The 17,807-nt window shown below is 69.0% G+C and carries 16 protein-coding genes; 8 read left to right on the forward strand and 8 right to left on the reverse strand.

Going from position 1 to position 17,807, the window contains the following annotated elements; translation table 11 throughout:
• Positions 1-412: 412 nt before the first annotated feature.
• Positions 413-1,720 carry a signal recognition particle-docking protein FtsY gene (ftsY, locus tag IE307_RS22930; protein WP_191300918.1) on the reverse strand — a complete coding sequence of 436 codons (1,308 nt, stop codon included), beginning with the start codon at positions 1,718-1,720 and terminating at the stop codon, positions 413-415.
• Between the two features lie 120 nt (positions 1,721-1,840).
• Between ftsY and IE307_RS22935 the strand changes: the two genes are divergently transcribed.
• Together IE307_RS22935 and IE307_RS22940 are read left to right on the forward strand one after the other, a co-directional pair.
• Positions 1,841-2,965: an anhydro-N-acetylmuramic acid kinase gene (locus IE307_RS22935; RefSeq protein WP_191301715.1), complete on the forward strand. Its 1,125-nt coding sequence runs from the start codon at positions 1,841-1,843 to the stop codon at positions 2,963-2,965.
• Complete coding sequence (locus IE307_RS22940) at positions 2,953-4,512, forward strand: sodium:solute symporter (RefSeq protein ID WP_191300920.1); 1,560 nt, start codon at positions 2,953-2,955, stop codon at positions 4,510-4,512. Before IE307_RS22935 ends, IE307_RS22940 begins: the two co-directional genes overlap by 13 nt.
• Here the strand turns inward: IE307_RS22940 and IE307_RS22945 are convergent.
• Positions 4,462-5,385, reverse strand: coding sequence for a GNAT family N-acetyltransferase (locus IE307_RS22945; protein ID WP_191300922.1), 924 nt, complete (start codon positions 5,383-5,385; stop codon positions 4,462-4,464). The genes IE307_RS22940 and IE307_RS22945 overlap by 51 nt on opposite strands.
• Positions 5,386-5,475: 90 nt before the next feature.
• Between IE307_RS22945 and IE307_RS22950 the strand changes: the two genes are divergently transcribed.
• From IE307_RS22950 to IE307_RS22960, 3 genes are all read left to right on the forward strand, one after another.
• Positions 5,476-5,913, forward strand: a complete 438-nt coding sequence (locus IE307_RS22950) for a tetratricopeptide repeat protein (protein ID WP_191300924.1) — start codon at positions 5,476-5,478, stop codon at positions 5,911-5,913.
• 117 nt (positions 5,914-6,030) lie between these two features.
• Positions 6,031-6,369: a hypothetical protein gene (locus IE307_RS22955; RefSeq protein ID WP_191300926.1), complete on the forward strand. Its 339-nt coding sequence runs from the start codon at positions 6,031-6,033 to the stop codon at positions 6,367-6,369.
• Between the two features lie 25 nt (positions 6,370-6,394).
• Positions 6,395-7,108: a lysophospholipid acyltransferase family protein gene (locus IE307_RS22960; protein ID WP_191300929.1), complete on the forward strand. Its 714-nt coding sequence runs from the start codon at positions 6,395-6,397 to the stop codon at positions 7,106-7,108.
• An 18-nt stretch (positions 7,109-7,126) separates the two neighbouring features.
• On the opposite strand, the gene smc is transcribed toward IE307_RS22960, so the two are convergent.
• The 4 genes from smc to IE307_RS22980 are packed head-to-tail and all read right to left on the reverse strand — an operon-like array spanning position 7,127 to position 12,327.
• Complete coding sequence (smc, locus tag IE307_RS22965) at positions 7,127-10,819, reverse strand: chromosome segregation protein SMC (RefSeq protein ID WP_191300930.1); 3,693 nt, start codon at positions 10,817-10,819, stop codon at positions 7,127-7,129.
• A 60-nt stretch (positions 10,820-10,879) separates the two neighbouring features.
• Positions 10,880-11,518, reverse strand: coding sequence for an anti-sigma factor family protein (locus IE307_RS22970; protein WP_191300932.1), 639 nt, complete (start codon positions 11,516-11,518; stop codon positions 10,880-10,882).
• A complete protein-coding gene (locus IE307_RS22975; protein WP_191300934.1) occupies positions 11,515-12,021 on the reverse strand; it encodes a sigma-70 family RNA polymerase sigma factor in 507 nt (168 codons plus the stop codon). The genes IE307_RS22970 and IE307_RS22975 overlap by 4 nt, the downstream gene beginning before the upstream one ends.
• A gap of 33 nt (positions 12,022-12,054) precedes the next feature.
• On the reverse strand, positions 12,055-12,327 hold the full coding sequence (locus IE307_RS22980) for an acylphosphatase (RefSeq protein ID WP_229904991.1): 273 nt from the start codon (positions 12,325-12,327) through the stop codon (positions 12,055-12,057).
• Between the two features lie 81 nt (positions 12,328-12,408).
• Here IE307_RS22980 and IE307_RS22985 point away from each other — a divergent pair, with 81 nt between their 5' ends.
• The 3 genes from IE307_RS22985 (at position 12,409) to IE307_RS22995 (ending at position 14,267) form a co-directional block, all read left to right on the forward strand.
• Complete coding sequence (locus tag IE307_RS22985) at positions 12,409-13,131, forward strand: CAP domain-containing protein (RefSeq protein WP_191300936.1); 723 nt, start codon at positions 12,409-12,411, stop codon at positions 13,129-13,131.
• Positions 13,132-13,154: 23 nt separating this feature from the next.
• Positions 13,155-13,631, forward strand: a complete 477-nt coding sequence (locus IE307_RS22990) for a hypothetical protein (protein ID WP_191300938.1) — start codon at positions 13,155-13,157, stop codon at positions 13,629-13,631.
• 129 nt (positions 13,632-13,760) lie between these two features.
• Complete coding sequence (locus IE307_RS22995; RefSeq protein WP_191300940.1) at positions 13,761-14,267, forward strand: hypothetical protein; 507 nt, start codon at positions 13,761-13,763, stop codon at positions 14,265-14,267.
• 109 nt (positions 14,268-14,376) lie between these two features.
• On the opposite strand, the gene IE307_RS23000 is transcribed toward IE307_RS22995, so the two are convergent.
• The gene (locus tag IE307_RS23000; protein WP_191300942.1) at positions 14,377-15,057 is read right to left on the reverse strand and encodes a response regulator; all 681 of its coding nucleotides are present in this window, start codon (positions 15,055-15,057) and stop codon (positions 14,377-14,379) included.
• Complete coding sequence (locus IE307_RS23005) at positions 15,054-17,543, reverse strand: sensor histidine kinase (RefSeq protein ID WP_229904992.1); 2,490 nt, start codon at positions 17,541-17,543, stop codon at positions 15,054-15,056. Before IE307_RS23005 ends, IE307_RS23000 begins: the two co-directional genes overlap by 4 nt.
• Positions 17,544-17,807 lie beyond the last annotated feature (264 nt).

Below are 17,807 nucleotides of genomic sequence, written 5' to 3' on the forward strand. Positions count from 1 at the left end.
ACACGCATCACCTACGCTGCGTGAACACCCCGTGTCCGGGAACCGGGGACAACTCCACGCTTTTTGTCGAGTTGACACCCCTACCTGCATGTGGCCAGCTCCTGGTGCGACTCGTGACGGGACCCCACCGCCAACGCAACCACGAACTCAACGCGCAGCCGCCCAACGCAACAGGCGTGCCATCAACCCACCCACGGCGCCACCCCCCGGATCAGATTGCCGGGGGTCTGGGGGCAGAGCCCCCAGGGGAAAGCACGCAACCGCAACACGCCGCACCCAACCCAACCCACCCGCCAACTCGCGGAAACGACCCACCCGCAAGACCACAAACCGCAAACCAGCCAAGCTAACGCAGGCGTCCCCCCGTTCCGGGAACCCCTACATCACAACCTACTCAGCAGCTCCGACAAGATCACCCGAGCAAAGCGTCCACAAACGCACCAGGCTCAAACGGCGCCAAGTGGTCAGCCCCTTCACCAAGCCCAACGAGCTTCACCGGAACCCCAAGCTCCCGCTGCACCTGGAACACGATCCCGCCCTTGGCAGTCCCATCCAACTTGGTCAGAACAATCCCGGTAATCGCAACCTGCTCCGCAAACACCCGAGCCTGCGTCAACCCGTTCTGACCGGTAGTCGCATCCAGAACCAGCAGAACCTCATCCACCACAGCCTGCTTCTCGACAACGCGCTTGACCTTGCCAAGCTCGTCCATCAGGCCCTTCTTGGTGTGCAACCGCCCAGCGGTGTCGATCAAAACCGTGTCGACCCCGGTGTCCATCCCCCGCTTCACCGACTCGAACGCCACCGAGGCCGGGTCGCCGCCCTCGGGCCCGCGCACGGTCTCCGCACCAACACGCTTGCCCCAGGTCTCCAACTGGTCGGCGGCAGCAGCACGGAACGTGTCAGCAGCGCCAAGCAGCACCGTGCGCCCATCAGCCACCAACACGCGCGCAAGCTTGCCGGTGGTGGTGGTCTTGCCGACACCGTTCACACCGACGACCAGGAGCACGGCGGGCTTGCCGGCGTGCGGCAGCGCCTTCAACGACCGGTCCATCCGAGGGCCGAGAGCGTCGACGAGGACCGTGCGCACCAGCGCCTGGGCCTGTGCCTCGGTCCGCACGCCGGACTCGGCGAGCTTCGAGCGCAGCGTCGCCACGATCTCGGTGGTGAGCGTCGCCCCGAGGTCCGCGATCAGCAGCGTGTCCTCGACGTCCTGCCACGAGTCCTCGTCCAGGTCGCCGGCGCCGAGCAGGCCCAGCAGCGAGGTGCCGAACGCGTTGCGCGACTTCGACAGCTTGCCGCGCAGCCGCTCGAGACGACCGGCGGTCGGCTCGATCTCCTCGACCTCGGACGCCTCGACGGGCAGGTCGACCTCGACGAAGCCGCGCTTCACCGAGTCGCGCGGCACGGAGGCGTCGTCGCCCACGCCGGGCTGGCCGTCGGTCTCGGTCCGGTCGGCGACCGGGTGCTCCACGGGAGCCGGGTGCACGGGGGTCACCTCGGCTTCGGCGACCGCGACCGCCTCGGCGTCGGTGGCGCCGGGGGCGGCCGGGGTGAAGGTGATGCCGGCCGAGGCCTGGTATCCGCCGGGCTTCGGCGTCTCCTCCTTCTGGGTCAGGCTGATGCGACGGCGACGCGTCAGCACCACACCGGTCACCAGCGCGGCGATCAGCACGACCGCCACGACGACGAGGATCAGGACAAGGGAGGACGTCGACACCGGCCCATGGTTTCACAGACCCGCATGTGACCTGTCAACCAGTTGTTGCTCAATTAGGCGAAGATTTCACCAAAGCTCTTGCGCCCTGCCACGGTGTGGAATAGACCACACGTCGTGAGGGTGATCGGACTGATTTCCGGCACGTCGATGGACGGCATCGACGTCGCCGTCGCCGACCTGTCGATCAACGGTGACGTCGTCGAACTCGTGCCGGTGCAGTGCGCCGAGCACCCGTTTCCGAAGGACCTGCTGGAGAAGCCGCGCGATCTCGCTGAAGTGTGCGCCTTCGACACGTCGCTCGGGCAGGCTTTCGGCGAAGTCGCCGCCGGGTACCTGCCGGCGGACCTGATCAGCTCCCTCGGCCAGACCGTCCACCACGAGGTGCAGGACGGCGACTGCCTCGGCACGCTGCAGCTCGGCCAGCCCGCCTGGATCGCCGAACGCACCGGCGTCCCCGTCGTCGCCGACCTCAGGGTCCGCGACGTCGCCGCGGGAGGCCACGGAGCGCCGCTGGCCAGCACGCTCGACGCGTTGTGGCTCGCCGGCATGGCCGGGAACGCGGTCGCGCTGAACATCGGCGGAATCGCGAACATCACCGTCGTCCGGCCCGGCAGCCCGCCGATCGCCTACGACACGGGCCCCGGCAACGCGCTGATGGACGCCGTCATGGAGGTCCTCTCGAACGGCGAACGGCGCCAGGACACCAACGGCGAGTTCGCGAGCAGGGGCACCGTGAGGGAAGACGTCCTCAAGAAGCTCCTCGCCGACCCGTACTACGCCAAGCCGTGGCCCAAGTCGACGGGCAAGGAGCACTTCAACGCCGAGTACCTCCAGGGCTTTCCCACGGTCCAGGCCGAGGACATGCTCCGCACGCTCGCCGAACTGACCGCCCGCACCATCGCGGACGCCTGCCGCGCGCACGACGCGAGCACGGTCGTCGCGTCCGGCGGCGGCATGCGCAACCCGGTGCTGGTCGAGGCGCTCACCAAGGCCCTCGACCCCATCCCGTTGAAGATCAGCGACTCGCTGGGCCTGCCGCGCGACGGCAAGGAGGCCTACCTCGCCGCGCTGCTCGGATTCCTGACGTGGCACGGGATCGCGGGCAACACGCCGTCCGCGACCGGCGCGTCCGGTCCGCGGCTGCTCGGCAGCATCACGCCCGGCGGCGGGCCGCTCCGAATGCCCGAGCCCGTCACGACCGCAGTCACCAAGCTGAATGTGGGGGAACCGAAGTGCGCGGACTAGACCTCGCGATCATCGTCCTGTTCCTCGTCGGCATGCCGTTGCTCGGCATGTGGATCGGCGGCAGGCAGAAGTCGTCCACCGACTACTTCGTCAGCGAGAAGCGCATCTCGTGGTGGGTCGTCTGCCTGTCGGTCGTGTCCGCGGAGACCTCGACGCTCACCGTGCTGAGCGTGCCGGTGATCGCGTACATGGCGACGCCCGCGCAGGGCGGCATGACGTACCTGACGCTCGCGCTCGGGTACATCGTCGGCCGGATCATCGTGAGCTTCGTGCTGCTGCCGCGCTACATCGCCGGTGACCTCGTGACGGCGTACGCGTTCCTGGGCAAGCGGTACGGCAACGGCATGCGCGCCACGGCGTCCGTGACGTTCCTCTTCACGCGCCTGCTCGCGGACGGCATCCGGCTCTTCGCCACGGCGATCCCGATCAAGCTGGTGCTGGCCCAGTACGGCATCGAGGCCAACTACTGGACGATCATCCTGGCGCTCGGCGTCGCGATGGTGTTCTACAGCTTCTTCGGCGGCGTGCGCGCGGTCGTGTGGGTCGACGCCATCCAGATGCTCTGGTACGTCCTCGGTGGTCTCGTGGTGATCTGGTGGCTGTCCGGGCAGCTGCAGGACGGCTGGTTCTCGAAGGCCGTCGACGTCAACAAGTTCCAGATCTTCGACTTCACCTCGTCACCGTTGACGGGCGCGTACCCGTTCATCGCCGCGTTCTTCGGCGGCGCGCTGCTGTCGATGGCCTCGCACGGCGCGGACCAGCTGATCGTGCAGCGGCTCATGTCCACCAAGGACGTGAAGTCCGCGCAGAAGGCGTTGATCGCCTCCGGTTTCGTGGTGTTCCTGCAGTTCGCGTTCTTCCTGTTCATCGGCGTGATGATGTGGGCCTTCTACAACGGCGTGGACCCCGTGAAGGACCTGAAGCTCGGCAACAAGGACGAGCTCTTCGGGTACTTCATCGTCAACTCGCTGCCGTCGGGCCTGTCCGGCTTCGTGATCGCCGGCATCCTCGCGGCCGCGCTGTCGTCGTCGTTGGGCGCCTTGGCCTCCAGCACCGTCACGGACGTCTACGAGCGCATCCGCAAGACCCCGATGACCGACGACGAACGCCTGCGCCACGGCCGGGCCTGGACCCTGGTGTGGGCGGGTCTGCTGATCGTCTGCGCGGGCCTGTTCGCCTCTTCGAACAAGACCACGGCGGATCCGATCGTGGTGCAGGCGCTGGGCATCGCCGGGTACACCTACGGCGCGCTGCTCGGGGCCTTCCTCCTCGGCCTCATCTTCAAGCGCGTCACGCAGGCGGACGCGATCATCGCGTTCGTGGCGACGGTGCTGGTCGTCGGTTTCGTGATTCTCGGGGTCAAGTTCGCCGGCAGCACGCCGACGATCAACTTCGGGAAGGCCACGGCCGACCTGAAGTCCCTGACCGGCTGGTGGAACACGCCCCTGGGGGTGGCGGTCACCTTGCTGGTGGGTGGGTTGCTGTCATTGCGTCATTCACGCGGTGTGCCGGTACGAGACGAGCTCGATGTGAAGGCGGAATCCTAGGCGGGCGAACATGTTCCGCGAGCTCTCGTTGCCCGCGTAGATCGACGCGGCGGCCTGCGGCCGAGCCCCGTGCTCGGCCGCGAGCTTCCACAGCAGTTCGGTGACGAGAGCGGCGCCCACGCCCTGACCGCGAACATCGGGTTCGACGGCCACGAAGTCGACGTAGTACTCCTCGGGCTGGGCCTTGCCCGCGGCGTACCCGAGCACGCGTTCGCCGTCCATGGCGACGACGACGGTGCGTTTGGCCGGATCGGATTCGACGAGTTGTTTCCCGGACAGGTACGTGTGCGGGAAACATCGCTCGTGCAGCACGGCGACGGCCTCGTGCACGAACTCGTCGGTCGGGAGGACGCGCATCTCGCGGTCGCTGGGACATTTGGCGTCCCTGAGCAGCAACGTGCGCAGATCCCCGTTGTCGAGTATGTGGATGGCGCTCGCCTTGCCGGCGCTGAAGGCGTGCCGTTCGGCGAACGCCGCCAGTCGTCGGTGGGCTGTGTGCCCGTAGAGCTCGAGGTCGGTGATGCCGGTCAAGAGCTCGGTGGCGCGCCGGAACATCGCGTCGGCGGTCTGGTCCCAGATGCGGCTGCCCGCGGGGTGGTTGACCGGTACGTCGACGAACGGTCCGTGCAGCCACGCACGGCCGAGCTCGGCGTCGACCTCCACGCTGAGCATGCCGGTGATGTTGTCGTCTGCGTCGACGGCCACCACCGTGCAGTCCGCCCAGCTGGGCTCGAACTCACCGAGCTCCGCGCGGAGCTCTTCGACTGTCTCACCGAGGTACCCGATGTGGTGTGCCTTGTCGGCCTGGAGCCGGACCAGCAGCGCCATCGTGGCGCCGAGGTCGCCAGGTTCGGCGAAACGGATGTCGTACATAGGAGGAATGGTCACTCGCACGGCCGTTCGAAGCGAGGGAGTTTTCCCGGCGCTCAGGTAACGGACGCGCGGCCCGGTAAAATGACGTGGATGTCGTCCGAAGAACTGGCCGTCCGGGCCGCGCAGGCGGAGGCCAAGGCGCACTCCGGCGACTTCCGCGGCGCCGCCGCCGAGCTGCGCGCGCTCACCAAGGAGTACGTGCGCGAAGCGGGCGCGGACGACCCCGGGACGCTCTCCGTCCGGCTGAACCTCGCCCGCGTGCTCGGCACCGCGAAGCAGCTCAAGAAGGCCGTGGACGTCTGCGAACCGCTCCTGCGCGACCAGGTCCGCGTCCTCGGCCCCGAGCACGCCGACGTGCTGGAGACCCGGCAGCTGCTGGCCAACCTGCGCTACCAGGCGGGCGATCCGGCGGGGGCGGCGGAGGAGCTGGAGGAGCTCCACACCGCACTGTCGCGGTTGTTCGTGCCGACCCACGACCGGATCACCAAGGTCAAGCGCGACATCGCGTTCCTCAAGCGGGCTCCCTGACGTGGGAGACAACACTCACACCGGCGGCCTCCGCAGCACTGGTATGCCCCCTCACGAACACCGGCGCCACCCAGATTCGGGCTTGCAGGGCAGGTGAGGGTGGGGGACTCTTCTACGGTGAGTGAGGAAACGATCCAACTCGATCTCAACGAATCCGGGGTGGCCGTCGACCTGCCCTTGCCGCCGAACATCCGGGACGGTGTCCAGGGAGTTCCGTATCGGCCGGTCGAATTCCGAGACGATGATCTTCCGTCAGCTCTGGAACGTGCTGCCGCCTGGTTGCGGCAGACCCAGGACTGGCTGGGCGAACCCGTGGACGTGATCGCAGTCCATCTCGACTACGACGACACGCACGGAAACCCGTACTACGACCTCAAGCTGCTGTGCAACGACGAGGATCTGGCGGGCGTGCCCAAGGTCATGCGAGAACACGAAGGGTCGTCTACCGGCCAGTAGGTTCTCTAGGCTACCGTTCGGAAGCATGTCGGATCGCGTATATCCCCCGGTGATCGCCGCAGCGAAGACCATGTTCAAGGTGCTCGACCTGCGGATCACCGTGGAGGGGGCGCACCACGTTCCGCGCACGGGTGGGGCGGTGCTGGCGTCGAACCACGTCAGCTACCTCGACTTCATCTTCGCGGGCTACGGCGCGCATCCCTCGGGGCGCCTCACGCGGTTCATGGCGAAGCACGAGATCTTCGCCAACAAGATCGCAGGCCCGCTCATGCGCGGCATGCACCACATCCCCGTCGACCGGAGCGCGGGCCAGGCCTCCTACCAGCAGGCCCTGTCCGCGCTCCGCACCGGCGAGGTCGTCGGGATCTTCCCCGAGGCCACGATCAGCCGGTCGTTCACCGTCAAGGACATCAAGTCCGGCGCGAACCGCCTGGCGCACGAGGCCGGCGTTCCGATCATCCCCATGGCGTTGTGGGGCACCCAGCGCCTGTGGACCAAGGGCCGTCCCAAGAACCTGACCCAGCGGCACGTGCCGATCACGATCCTCATCGGCGAGCCGTTCGAGGCCTCCCCCGGCGACTCCGGTGACGAGGTGCTGCACAAGCGGATGCAGGACCTGCTCGACACCGCGCAGGCCTCCTACCCGAACGAGCCGGGTACCTGGTGGACTCCCGCGCACCTCGGCGGCACCGCGCCGACGCCGGAGCAGGCGGCCAGGCTCGACTCCCGCGGTGCCTGACCCTGCGGTTCCGCCGCGCTAGGCCTCGGGCGCCGCGGGTTCGGCCGTCTCCGCAACGGGCTCAGCGGGTTCGGCCGTCTCCGCGACGGGCTCAGCGGACGCGGCCGGCTCCGTGGCGGGTCGTGCCGCCGCACGGGCGGGCTCGTCGGCGGACGTGCGCAGCCGCTGCGAGATCACCTGCGAGATGCCGTCACCGCGCATCGAGACGCCGTACAGCGCGTCCGCGATCTCCATGGTCGGCTTCTGGTGCGTGATGATCAGCAGCTGCGACTTCTCCCGCAGCTGCTCGAACAGGCTGATCAGCCGGTGCAGGTTCGTGTCGTCCAGCGCCGCCTCGACCTCGTCCATCACGTAGAACGGTGAGGGGCGGGCGCGGAAGATCGCGACCAGCATCGCGACGGCGGCCAGCGACTTCTCGCCACCGGAGAGCAGCGACAGGCGCTTGACCTTCTTGCCGGGCGGGCGGGCCTCGAGCTCGATGCCGGTGGTCAGCATGTCGCCGGGCTCGGTCAGCACCAGACGGCCGTCGCCACCGGGGAACAGGACCTTGAAGACGATCTCGAACTCGCGCGCCACGTCCTCGTAGGCCAGCGTGAAGACCTCGAGGATCTTGTCGTCGACCTCCTTCACAACGGTGAGCAGGTCGCGGCGGGTGTCCTTGATGTCCTCGAGCTGCGTGGAGAGGAACTTGTAGCGCTCCTCCAGCGCCGCGAACTCCTCCAGGGCGAGCGGGTTCACCTTGCCCAGCAACGACATGTCGCGCTCGGCGCGCTTGGCTCGGCGGACCTGGGTGTCGCGGTCGTACGGCATCGGCTGCGGCTCGGAGACCTGCTCGCCGCGTTCCTTGGCGGCCTGGTACTCGGCCATCTCGGCGGCCGAGGCGGGCACCATGACGTCGGGGCCGTACTCGGTGGTCAGGTCCTCCAGGCCGATGCCGAAGTCCTCGGCGATCTTGGTTTCCAGCTGCTCGATGCGCATGCGCTGCTCGGCGCGCAGGACCTCGTCGCGGTGCACGGCGTCCACGAGCTTCTCCAGCTCACCGGACATCTCCCGCACCAGGTTGCGCACCTGCGTCAGCAGGAGTTCGTGCTGCGAACGGCGTTCCTGCGCCAGGTCGCGCTCACGGGCGGCACGCGACAGCGAGATCTCGATGCGTTCCAGCGCCTGCTCGCCGCCGCGGACGACGGCCTTCGCGACGACGGCACCACGCGCACGGTGAGCCGTGGCGCGGGCGTGGCGCTCGCGAGCCTCACGCTCAGCGCGTGCGGCCCGGCGCAGGCCCTCTGCCTTGCCCTGCACGGCCCGAGCGCGCTCCTCGGCCGTGCGCTGCACCAGACGTGCGTCCATCTCGCCCTGACGCGCCTGAGCCAGCTCCGCGGACAACGCGTCGCGCTGCTCGGTGTCCGGCTCGTCCTCGAGGGTCTGCTCCTCCTCGGCCATCAGCAGCCGCTCTTCGAGCTCGCCCAGCTTCATCAGGGCTTCCTCGCGCGACCGTTCGACCTTGGCGCGCTGCTCGGTGATGCGGTTGACCTCGGCCTCCGCCGACCGCACCGCCGCGGCCATCCGGTTCAGCCGCTCACCGGAGCGGGCCTGGCGGACCTTGGCCTCCTGCATTGCCTCCTTGACCGCGTCGAGCACCTTGCGGCGGGCCTGCTGCTCGGCGCGGGCGCCCTCGAGCGCGGCCGAAGCGTGCTCCAGCGCCCGTTCCGCGGTCGCGAGCTGCTCCTGCGCCTCGTCGACGGCGGCCTGCACCTCGATGACGCTCTGGCCCCGGGCCCCCGAGCCGCCGACGGCCCAGTCCGTGCCGAAGAGGTCGCCCTCGCGGGTCACCGCGCGGCCGCTGAACCGGGCCGCAGAGTCCAGGTCGTCCACCACCGCGAGGCGGTCGAGCGCACGGGCCAGCGCCGGACGCAACGCCTCCGGCGCGTGCACGACGTCGATCGCCCACCGCGCGCCGTGCGGCAAGTGACCCCACTGACTCGTGTCCACAGTGGACCCGTACGAGCCGATGAGGACACCCGCGCGGCCGGCGTCGTTCTCCTTCAACAGCTTCAGGGCGGCGAGCGCGCCGTCACCGGACGACACCGCGACGGCGTCGGCGATCGGGCCGAGCGCGGCGGCCAGCGCAACCTCGTAGCCCGGTTCCACGGTCAGCAGCGCGGCGACGGAACCCAGCAGGCCCGGCACGTCCGACGCGAGCAGCGCGCCCGCACCGTCCTTGCGCGTCAGGCCGAGCGACAGAGCGTCGACGCGGGCGCGCCACGACGCGATGTCGCGTTCCGCGGTGCGTTCGGCTTTGACGAGCTCCTCGACGCGCTGCCGTGCCGCGTCGTTGGACTGCACGGCCTGGCGGTGGCGTTCGTCGAGGCCGTGGTCGTCCTCGTCCTCGGTGCCGGTGATCTCGCGGGCCTCCGCCAGTTCCATCGAGGCGAACTCGACGCGTTCGGACGCCTCTGCCACCGTGACGGAGAGGCGTTCGATCTCCTCGGCGGTGGCGTTCGTCTTGCTGCGCAACGCTTCCACCTGACCGGACAGGCGCGCGAGGCCCTCTCGGCGGTCGGCGATCGCGCGGACGGCGGCGATGTGCGCCTTCTCCGCCTGCGACACCATGCGCTCCAGCTCGGCGCGCGTCTCCACGGCCTCCGCGAGCGCGATGCGGGCCTCGGTGACGCCTTCCTGGAGCTCCAGCTCCATCTCGGCGGTCTCCTCGGCCTCGCGGTCGAGGTCGTCGGGGTCGCGGCCGCGACTCGGCGCGTCCACGACGTCGGACAGGTGCCGCGCTCGTTCGGCGGCGAGCCTCACCGTGCCGCGGAGGCGTTCCTCCAGAGCGGACAACCGGTACCAGGTGTCCTGCGCGGCCTGCAGCTTCGGCGAGTCGGCCGCGACCCGCTCCTCCAGCTCGTTCTGCTGGTACTGCGCGGCCTGCAACGACTTCTCGACCTCGGCGCGGCGCACGCGGGCCTTCGCCTCGTCGTGCTCCTCCTGCGCGATCGTCTCGCGCTGCGTCACCAGGTCGTCGGCGAGCAGGCGGAGCTTGCTGTCGCGCAGCTCGGACTGGACGACCTGCGCGCGGCGGGCGATCTCGGCCTGCTTGCCCAGGGGCTTGAGCTGGCGGCGCAGTTCGGCGGTGAGGTCGGTGAGGCGCGTCAGGTTCGCCTGCATCGCCTCGAGCTTGCGCAGCGCCTTTTCCTTGCGCTTGCGGTGCTTCAGGACGCCGGCGGCCTCTTCGATGAACGCGCGCCGTTCCTCCGGTTTGGACTCGAGGATCGCGGCGAGCTGGCCCTGACCGACGATCACGTGCATCTCGCGGCCGATGCCGGAGTCCGAAAGCAACTCCTGGATGTCCATCAGGCGGCACGAGTTGCCGTTGATCTCGTACTCGGTGGCGCCCTCGCGGAACATGCGGCGGGTGATCGACACCTCGGTGTACTCGATCGGCAGCATGCCGTCGGCGTTGTCGATCGTCAGCGTCACCTCGGCGCGGCCGAGCGGCGCGCGGCCGGACGTGCCGGCGAAGATGACGTCCTCCATCTTGCCGCCGCGCAGGTCCTTGGCACCCTGCGTGCCCATCACCCAGCGCAGCGCGTCGAGCACGTTGGACTTGCCGGACCCGTTGGGGCCGACCACACAGGTGATGCCGGGCTCGAAGCGCAGCGTGGTAGCCGAGGCGAAGGACTTGAAGCCCTTCAGCGTCAGGCTCTTGAGATGCACGCCGGGCAGAGTACCCAAGCGCTTGCGCAGGGTGCGGGAGGCATGCCTTGACCTGCGCGTCTAGGGACGGAGAGTGACCAGCAACCCGCTTTCGTCCGAGACCTCCAAACGATCGATCTGGTCCACCCGGAACGAGGTCGAGCCGGGAATGCGCTCGTCAGGGCCGTGGTCGGACCCCCACCACCCGCCGACCTCGCGCTGGCCGCGCCGGTCGAACACGATGACCTTGCAGCGCGCGCCCGGTTTGACGTCGCCGAGCTTGAACCACATCTCGGTGCCCCACGACTTGGAGACCATCTCGGCCTCGCCGTTCACGCCGGTGGCCGCGTCCTCGGAGATCCAGGTCGGCGGGAGCGGAGGCGGTGACGGCGAGGGCGGCGCCGCGACGGGGGGTGCCTGCGGCGGCCACACCAGGAAGCTGACCCCGGTCAGCGCGAGCAGCACGAGAACGGCCGCACACGCGACCAGCACCCGGCGCTGGTCGTACCTCGGCTTCGGCGGGCGGGCAGGGATCTCGTCGAGGTTCTCGACGTCTTCCAAGGTCAGGCGGCCGAGCAGTCCCGGCAGCGGGGCCAGTCGCAGCATCTCGGCCCGGCAGCACTCGCAGGTGCCGAGATGGCGTTCGAACGCGGCTCGCTCCTTGAGGTCGAGCGAGCCGAAGAGGTAGGCGCCGACGTCGACGGTGTGCTGACAGCTCACGCCTCTGTCACCCCTCTCTCCTCCAGTGCGTCGCGCAGCGCCCGCAGTGCGTAGAAGCAGCGCGACTTGACCGTGCCCGGCGGGATGCCGAGCGTTCTGGCGGCCTCCGCGATGGTGCGGCGGCGGTAGTAGAGCTCGATGACGACCGTCCGGTGCTCTGGCGTGAGCGCCCGCAGCGCCGACGCGATCTGCCACGTCTGCAGCACGTGTTCGACCTGGTCGCTCACCGGTGGCAGGTCCACCGGCTCGAGCGGCACCTCGGTCGCGCGTGCGTTGCGGCGGCGGTAGCCGGAGATCACCAGGTTCTTCGCGACCGTGTAGAGCCACGGCGCCGCGTCGTCCGGTTTCAACTCCTCGTGGTGCCGCCACGCCCGGAGCAAGGTCTCCTGCACGACGTCCTCCGCCTGCTGGTAATCACCGTCGACCAGCCGCAGCACGTAGTGCAGCAGCGGGCCCCTCCAGCGGTCGTACAGCTGGATGAGGACGTCTTCTGAGGAGTCCACGATCCCCTACTACGCCATGTCCGCGGGAAAGGTTCAGCGCTCGATGAACCCGGTCAGGTCACCCCTGGCGTCCGACCACTGCTCACCGACCGATTCGACGTGTCCGGGGGTGTCACCCGAACGGAGAGCTTTCAGCAGTTGTTCACACTTCTCCCGCGAACCCTCGGCAACGACCTCGACCCGTCCGTCAGGCCGGTTCGAAGCACTTCCGACCAGGCCGAGTTCCAGTGCTCTGGCCCGCGTCCACCAGCGGAAACCGACACCCTGCACCCGTCCTCGCACCCACGCGTTCAGTCGCACGTCCACCGCCGAATGGTCCCGCAGTCACACCAGGTGACGAATGACGCACTCTGGGGTTGTCACCCATTAGTGGTACGGTCCCGACTCGTGAGTGCCCGCAGCCTCTTACTCGGCCTGCTGATCGGTGCAACCGGTATCGGCGGTCTCGCCTTCACCGGTACCTCCCCTCTCGGCATCGGTTTCACCAATGCCGCGCAACAGGAGAACGCCGACGCGGCGAACCAGTTCGGAACGGGCAACGCCGCCGCGCCCAACGGCCGCCCGACCGTTGAAGAGACCCCTGCCGGCATCCCCACCGCCTCGTCGTCCTCCTCTTCCGCTCCCACCACCACGACGACCGAGACGACGACTTCCTCCTCTTCTTCGTCAGCCGCGCCCACCACCACGACGACGCCGCCCGAAGCGCCGAAGCCGCCCGCCCAGACGCCGCCGCCCGCCGGCCAGACGCCGGAGCAGGCCGTGCTCGCGCTCACGAACGACGCCCGTGCCGCGGCGGGGTGCAAGGCCCTCGTGATCGACGACCGCATCACGACCGCCGCGCAGGCCCACAGCACGGACATGGCGAACAAGAACTACTTCTCGCACAACTCGCAGGACGGCAGGACGTTCGACGTCCGGATGAAGGAAGCCGGCTACCCGAAGCCGGGCGGCGAGAACATCGCGAAGGGCTACCCCAACGCCCAGGCCGTCGTGAAGGGCTGGATGAACTCCACCGGCCACCGCGAGAACATCGAGAACTGCAGCTTCACCACGATGGGCGTGGGGCTGGACACCCGCGGCAACTACTGGACCCAGAACTTCGGCCGCTGACCGTTTCGAGCAGGGGAAACTTCGTGTACGAGAGCCCGGAACCGGACTCGCGCTCGCGCTTCTTCCGAGGTGCGCCGCAGGTCGTCCTAGCCGCCTCAGGTGTGGTGCTGGCGACCGTCTTCGCCGCCGTCGCCTCACTCGCCGCCGGCTCCGGCACCGCGAGCGAGGGCCCGGCGACCCAGTCACCGCGCAAGGAGGCCGTGCGCGACGCCCTGAGCATCGTGCCGACGTCCACGCCGGTCTCGTCCGCCGAGCTGACCTCGTCGACCTCGGAGACCACGACCTCCGCCACCACCACGACGACCAAGAAGCAGACGCGCGTCACGACCATCACGCGCCCGGACGGCACGACCACCACGGTCACCACCGACGACCCGCCGCCCGCGAACACGTCGACTTCTTCGACGACCACGACCACCAAGGCGACGACGACCACCACCACGGCGGTCACGACCACCACCACGACGACGCAGCCGGACCCAACGACTCCGACGTCGTAGAGTTACGCCAGTCGTCGACCATGTAACGCACTGCTACACGAAGGTGTGGCGAGACTGAGGCGTTGGTTCGTTTCCGCCGATAACTCGAACGCAAGACCATCCGACCGGGTTTCCCACGAGGAGATGGGTGTGTTCGAGGAAGATCATCCGCAGTCACCGACCGAGCCGGCCCAGCCGAAGAAGCGCATGGGCACGGCAGTGATGCTGGCTGCGGGCGGCGTGGTCGTGGCGACCCTGTTCGCCACCGTGGCGTCCATGCTCGCCGCATCGGGCCGCGAAGCCGCACCGGAGCGCACGGCGGCCGACGTCGTGCAGACCATCACGAGCGTCGCACCGGACGGCAGCACCAGCACCGTCGTCGTCACCGTGTCCTCCGGCTCCGGCGCCCCGAAGGCCGTGTCCAACCAGGACCGCAAGCAGGCGGCACCACCGCAGGACCAGGCGAAGCCGGGCACGCCGGACCAGCCGCAGCTCACCACCGACCCGGCGAAGCCGACGAGGACCGAGACGGAGAGCACGCCGCCGCCCCACACGGAGCCGCCGACGTCGTCCTCCACCTCGTCTTCGACGGCATCGAGCACCACGCCGCCGCCGTCCACGTCGTCGAGCACGCCCTCGCCGGACCCGAAACCCTAGCTCCAGGTCGCTTTGAGCGTGGTGGCGGCGCCGCACCCGGCCTCTCGGCTGCGGCGCAACGCGTACTCATCGGCCGGTGCCGGTTCCAGCCACCTCGTGTGGTCGTCGGTCACGGCTCGAACCGGTACCCCATGCCGGGCTCCGTCAGCAGGTGCCGCGGCCGCGCCGGTTCCGGCTCCAGCTTCCGCCGCAGCTGCGCCAGGTACACCCGCAGGTAGTGCGTCTCCTTCTCGTACGCGGGCCCCCACACGTCGCGCAGCAGCTGCTTCTGCGCGACGAGCTTGCCCGCGTTGCGCGCCAGCACCTCCAGCAGGCCCCACTCGGTCGGCGTGAGGTGCACCTCGACGTCGTCCTTGAGGACGCGCTTCGCTGCCAGGTCGACGGTGAACGAGGCGGTCTTCACGATCGGTTCGTCCTCGGGGCCGGCTGTGGCCGAGCGGCGGACGGCGGCGCGGAGGCGGGCGAGGAGTTCGTCCATGCCGAAGGGTTTCGTCACGTAGTCGTCGGCGCCGGCGTCGAGGGCGTCGACCTTGTCGGTCGAGTCGGTGCGGGCGGACAGGACGATGATCGGAAGCGTGGTCCAGCCTCGCAGGCCCGCGATGACGTCGGTGCCGTCCATGTCCGGCAGGCCGAGGTCGAGGACCACCACGTCGGGCTTGCCGTCGGCCGCGAGACGGAGGGCCGTGGCGCCGTCCGGGGCGGTGAGGACCTCGTAGCCGCGGGCCGAGAGGTTGATCCGCAGGGCGCGCACGATCTGCGGCTCGTCGTCGACCACCAGTACTTTTGTCACGCGACCCTCTCATCGGCGGGGAGTGAGATCACCACGGTGAGGCCGCCACCGGGTGTGTCCTCCATGGTGATGGTGCCTCCCATCGCCTCCGTGAAGCCCTTCGCCACGCTCAGACCGAGACCAACGCCACCCGGCGTGCGGTCACCGAGGCGCTGGAACGGGGCGAAGACCTGGTCCGCGGTGCCGGCGGGCAGGCCCCGGCCGTGGTCCACGACGCGCAGCTCCACCTCGGTGCCGTGGGCGGACGCGCGCAGCGCCACGGCGCCGGCGTAGCGCAGGGCGTTGCCGACCACGTTCGCGATCACGCGTTCGAGCAGGCCCACGTCGGCGCGCACGGGCGGGAGGGTTTCCGGGACGTCGACCTCGACGTCGCCGGGCTGGCCGGCCAGCGCCCTCGCGACGGCCTCGTAGTAGTCGACGGCGCGGAACTGCGGTTCCACGGCGCCGGTGGCGAGCCGGGACGAGTCGAGCAGGTTGTCCACCAGGCCGGCGAGCCGGTCCGCCGACTCCTCGACGGCCTCCAGCAGCTCGGCGGTGTCCTCGCCGGACAGGGTGAGCTCCGGGTCGCGCAGCGAGCCGACCGACGCCTTGATCGAGGTCAGCGGCGTGCGGAGGTCGTGTCCGACGGCACTCAGGAGAGCGGTGCGCAGCTCGGTGCGGGAGGCCTGGCGCTGGGCTTCGAGGGTCTGCTCGGCCATGCGTTGCTGCCTCAGCGCGAGCAACGCCTGCCCCGCGGCCGCCTCGAGGACGCGTCGGTCGGACGCGGGCAGCGAACGGCCGCGCAGCGCCAGGTGCACCTCAGGCGTCACGGCTATGTCGACGTCAGCGTCGTCGGGTTCGTCGCACGGCCCGATGCCGACGCACGCGACGCGCTCCCAGGCACCGTCGACGCGTTCGAGCAGCGCGATGGACGTCAGGCCGAAGTTCTCCTTCACCTTCTCCAACAGCCGTGCGAGCGGTTGCGGGTTCGTCAGCACGGTGCGCGCGTACGACGCGAGGAGCGTGGCCTCGGTGCGAGCGCGCGCTGCTTGAGCCGCACGGCGAGCGGCGTAGTCCACCACCAACGCGGCGGACACGCCCACGATGATCATCGCGAAGAAGGTGAGCACGTTCTGCTGCGCGTTGATGGTGAATGTGTAGATGGGCTCGGTGAAGAAGAAGTTGAGCAGCAGCGCGTTGACCAGCGCGGCGGCGATCGCGGGACCAAGCCCGCCGACGATCGCCACGACCAGCGTGATCAGCAGGTAGCCGATGACGTTCGTGGAGAAGTTCAGGCCGCTGCGCAGCGAGACACCCGCCGCCGTGACCAGCGCGGGCCCGGCGATCGCGAGGAACCAGCCCCAGGCGAGCCGGCTCGGCTTCAACGGGCTGCCCGCGAACCGGGCGCGCCAGCCGCTGGTCGTCGCCGGGTGGGTGACCATGTGGACGTCGATCGCACCGGATTCCTGCACGACCGTGGAGCCGATGCCCGCTGAGAACACGCGCGCGAACCGCGAACGGCGCGAGGTGCCGACCACGAGCTGTGTGGCGTTGACGCCGCGAGAGAACTCCAACAGCGCCGTCGGAACGTCATCACCAACAACGGTGTGGAAGGTGGCACCAACGTCCTCAGCGAGTTTGCGGTACTTCTGCAGCGCGTGCGGATCGGCTCCCGCGAGCCCATCGCCGCGAAGCACGTGCACGACGAGAAGGTCGCCACCCGCGCGCGTGGCGATGCGACGCGCGCGACGGATGAGAGTCTCGCTTTCCGCGCCGCCGGTGATGGCGACGACGACGCGTTCGCGTGTCTCCCACGTGTCGGTGATCTGCTGTTCTGTCCGATATCGCAGCAACGCCACGTCGACTTGATCAGCGACCCACAGCAACGCGAGTTCGCGCAGCGCGGTGAGGTTTCCGACGCGGAAGTAGTTGCCGAGCGCGGCGTCGATCTTGTTGGCCGCGTAGACGTCGCCGTGGGCGAGCCGGCGGCGCAGCGCTTCCGGCGTGAGGTCGACGAGCTGCGTCTGGTCGGCTTTGCGCACGACCTCGTCCGGCACCGTTTCCTTCTGCGGCACGCCCGTTATGCGGTGAACGACGTCGTTGAGTGATTCAAGATGTTGAATGTTCACCGTCGACAGCACGTCGACACCGGCTTCGAGGAGTTCCTCGACGTCCTGCCACCGCTTCGCATTACGCGATCCCGGCGCGTTCGTGTGTGCGAGTTCGTCGACGACGGCAACCTGCGGCGCACGAGCCAGTACGGCGTCTACGTCCATCTCGGACAGTGCGACGCCACGGTGCGTGAAGTGCCTGCGCGCCACCACTTCCAAGCCTTCGACCAGCTCCGCGGTCTTCGCACGGCCGTGAGTCTCCACGAATGCGACGACGACATCGGTGCCGCGTTCCCGCCTTCGGTGCGCCTCACTGAGCATGGCGAACGTTTTTCCGACGCCGGGAGCGGCACCGAGGTGGATGCGGAGCTCGCCACGCCTGGTTTTCGGACTCACCGGACCAGTCTGCCCTGGCGCCGCGTGGACCGTTCGGGGGTACGCGCTGCGCCACCCGGCGAAACGAGTGCGCCTTCCCACAGTTCTGACAGCAGATCTGTCTCGTTGAATCATGCTTCAGCCCGGCGACCGTTCGAGTGAGGTTCACCGCGCTTTTTACGCTGTTTACCAGCACATTTAAGTGAGCCGGACGCGCCGCGTGACGCCCGCGTCACCACAACGGCCGAATGGGTTATCGGCAAGTGGCGGATAGCGCGCGGAGCG

The sequence above is a fragment of the Lentzea cavernae genome, assembly GCF_014653695.1.
GTDB lineage: Bacteria > Actinomycetota > Actinomycetes > Mycobacteriales > Pseudonocardiaceae > Lentzea > Lentzea cavernae.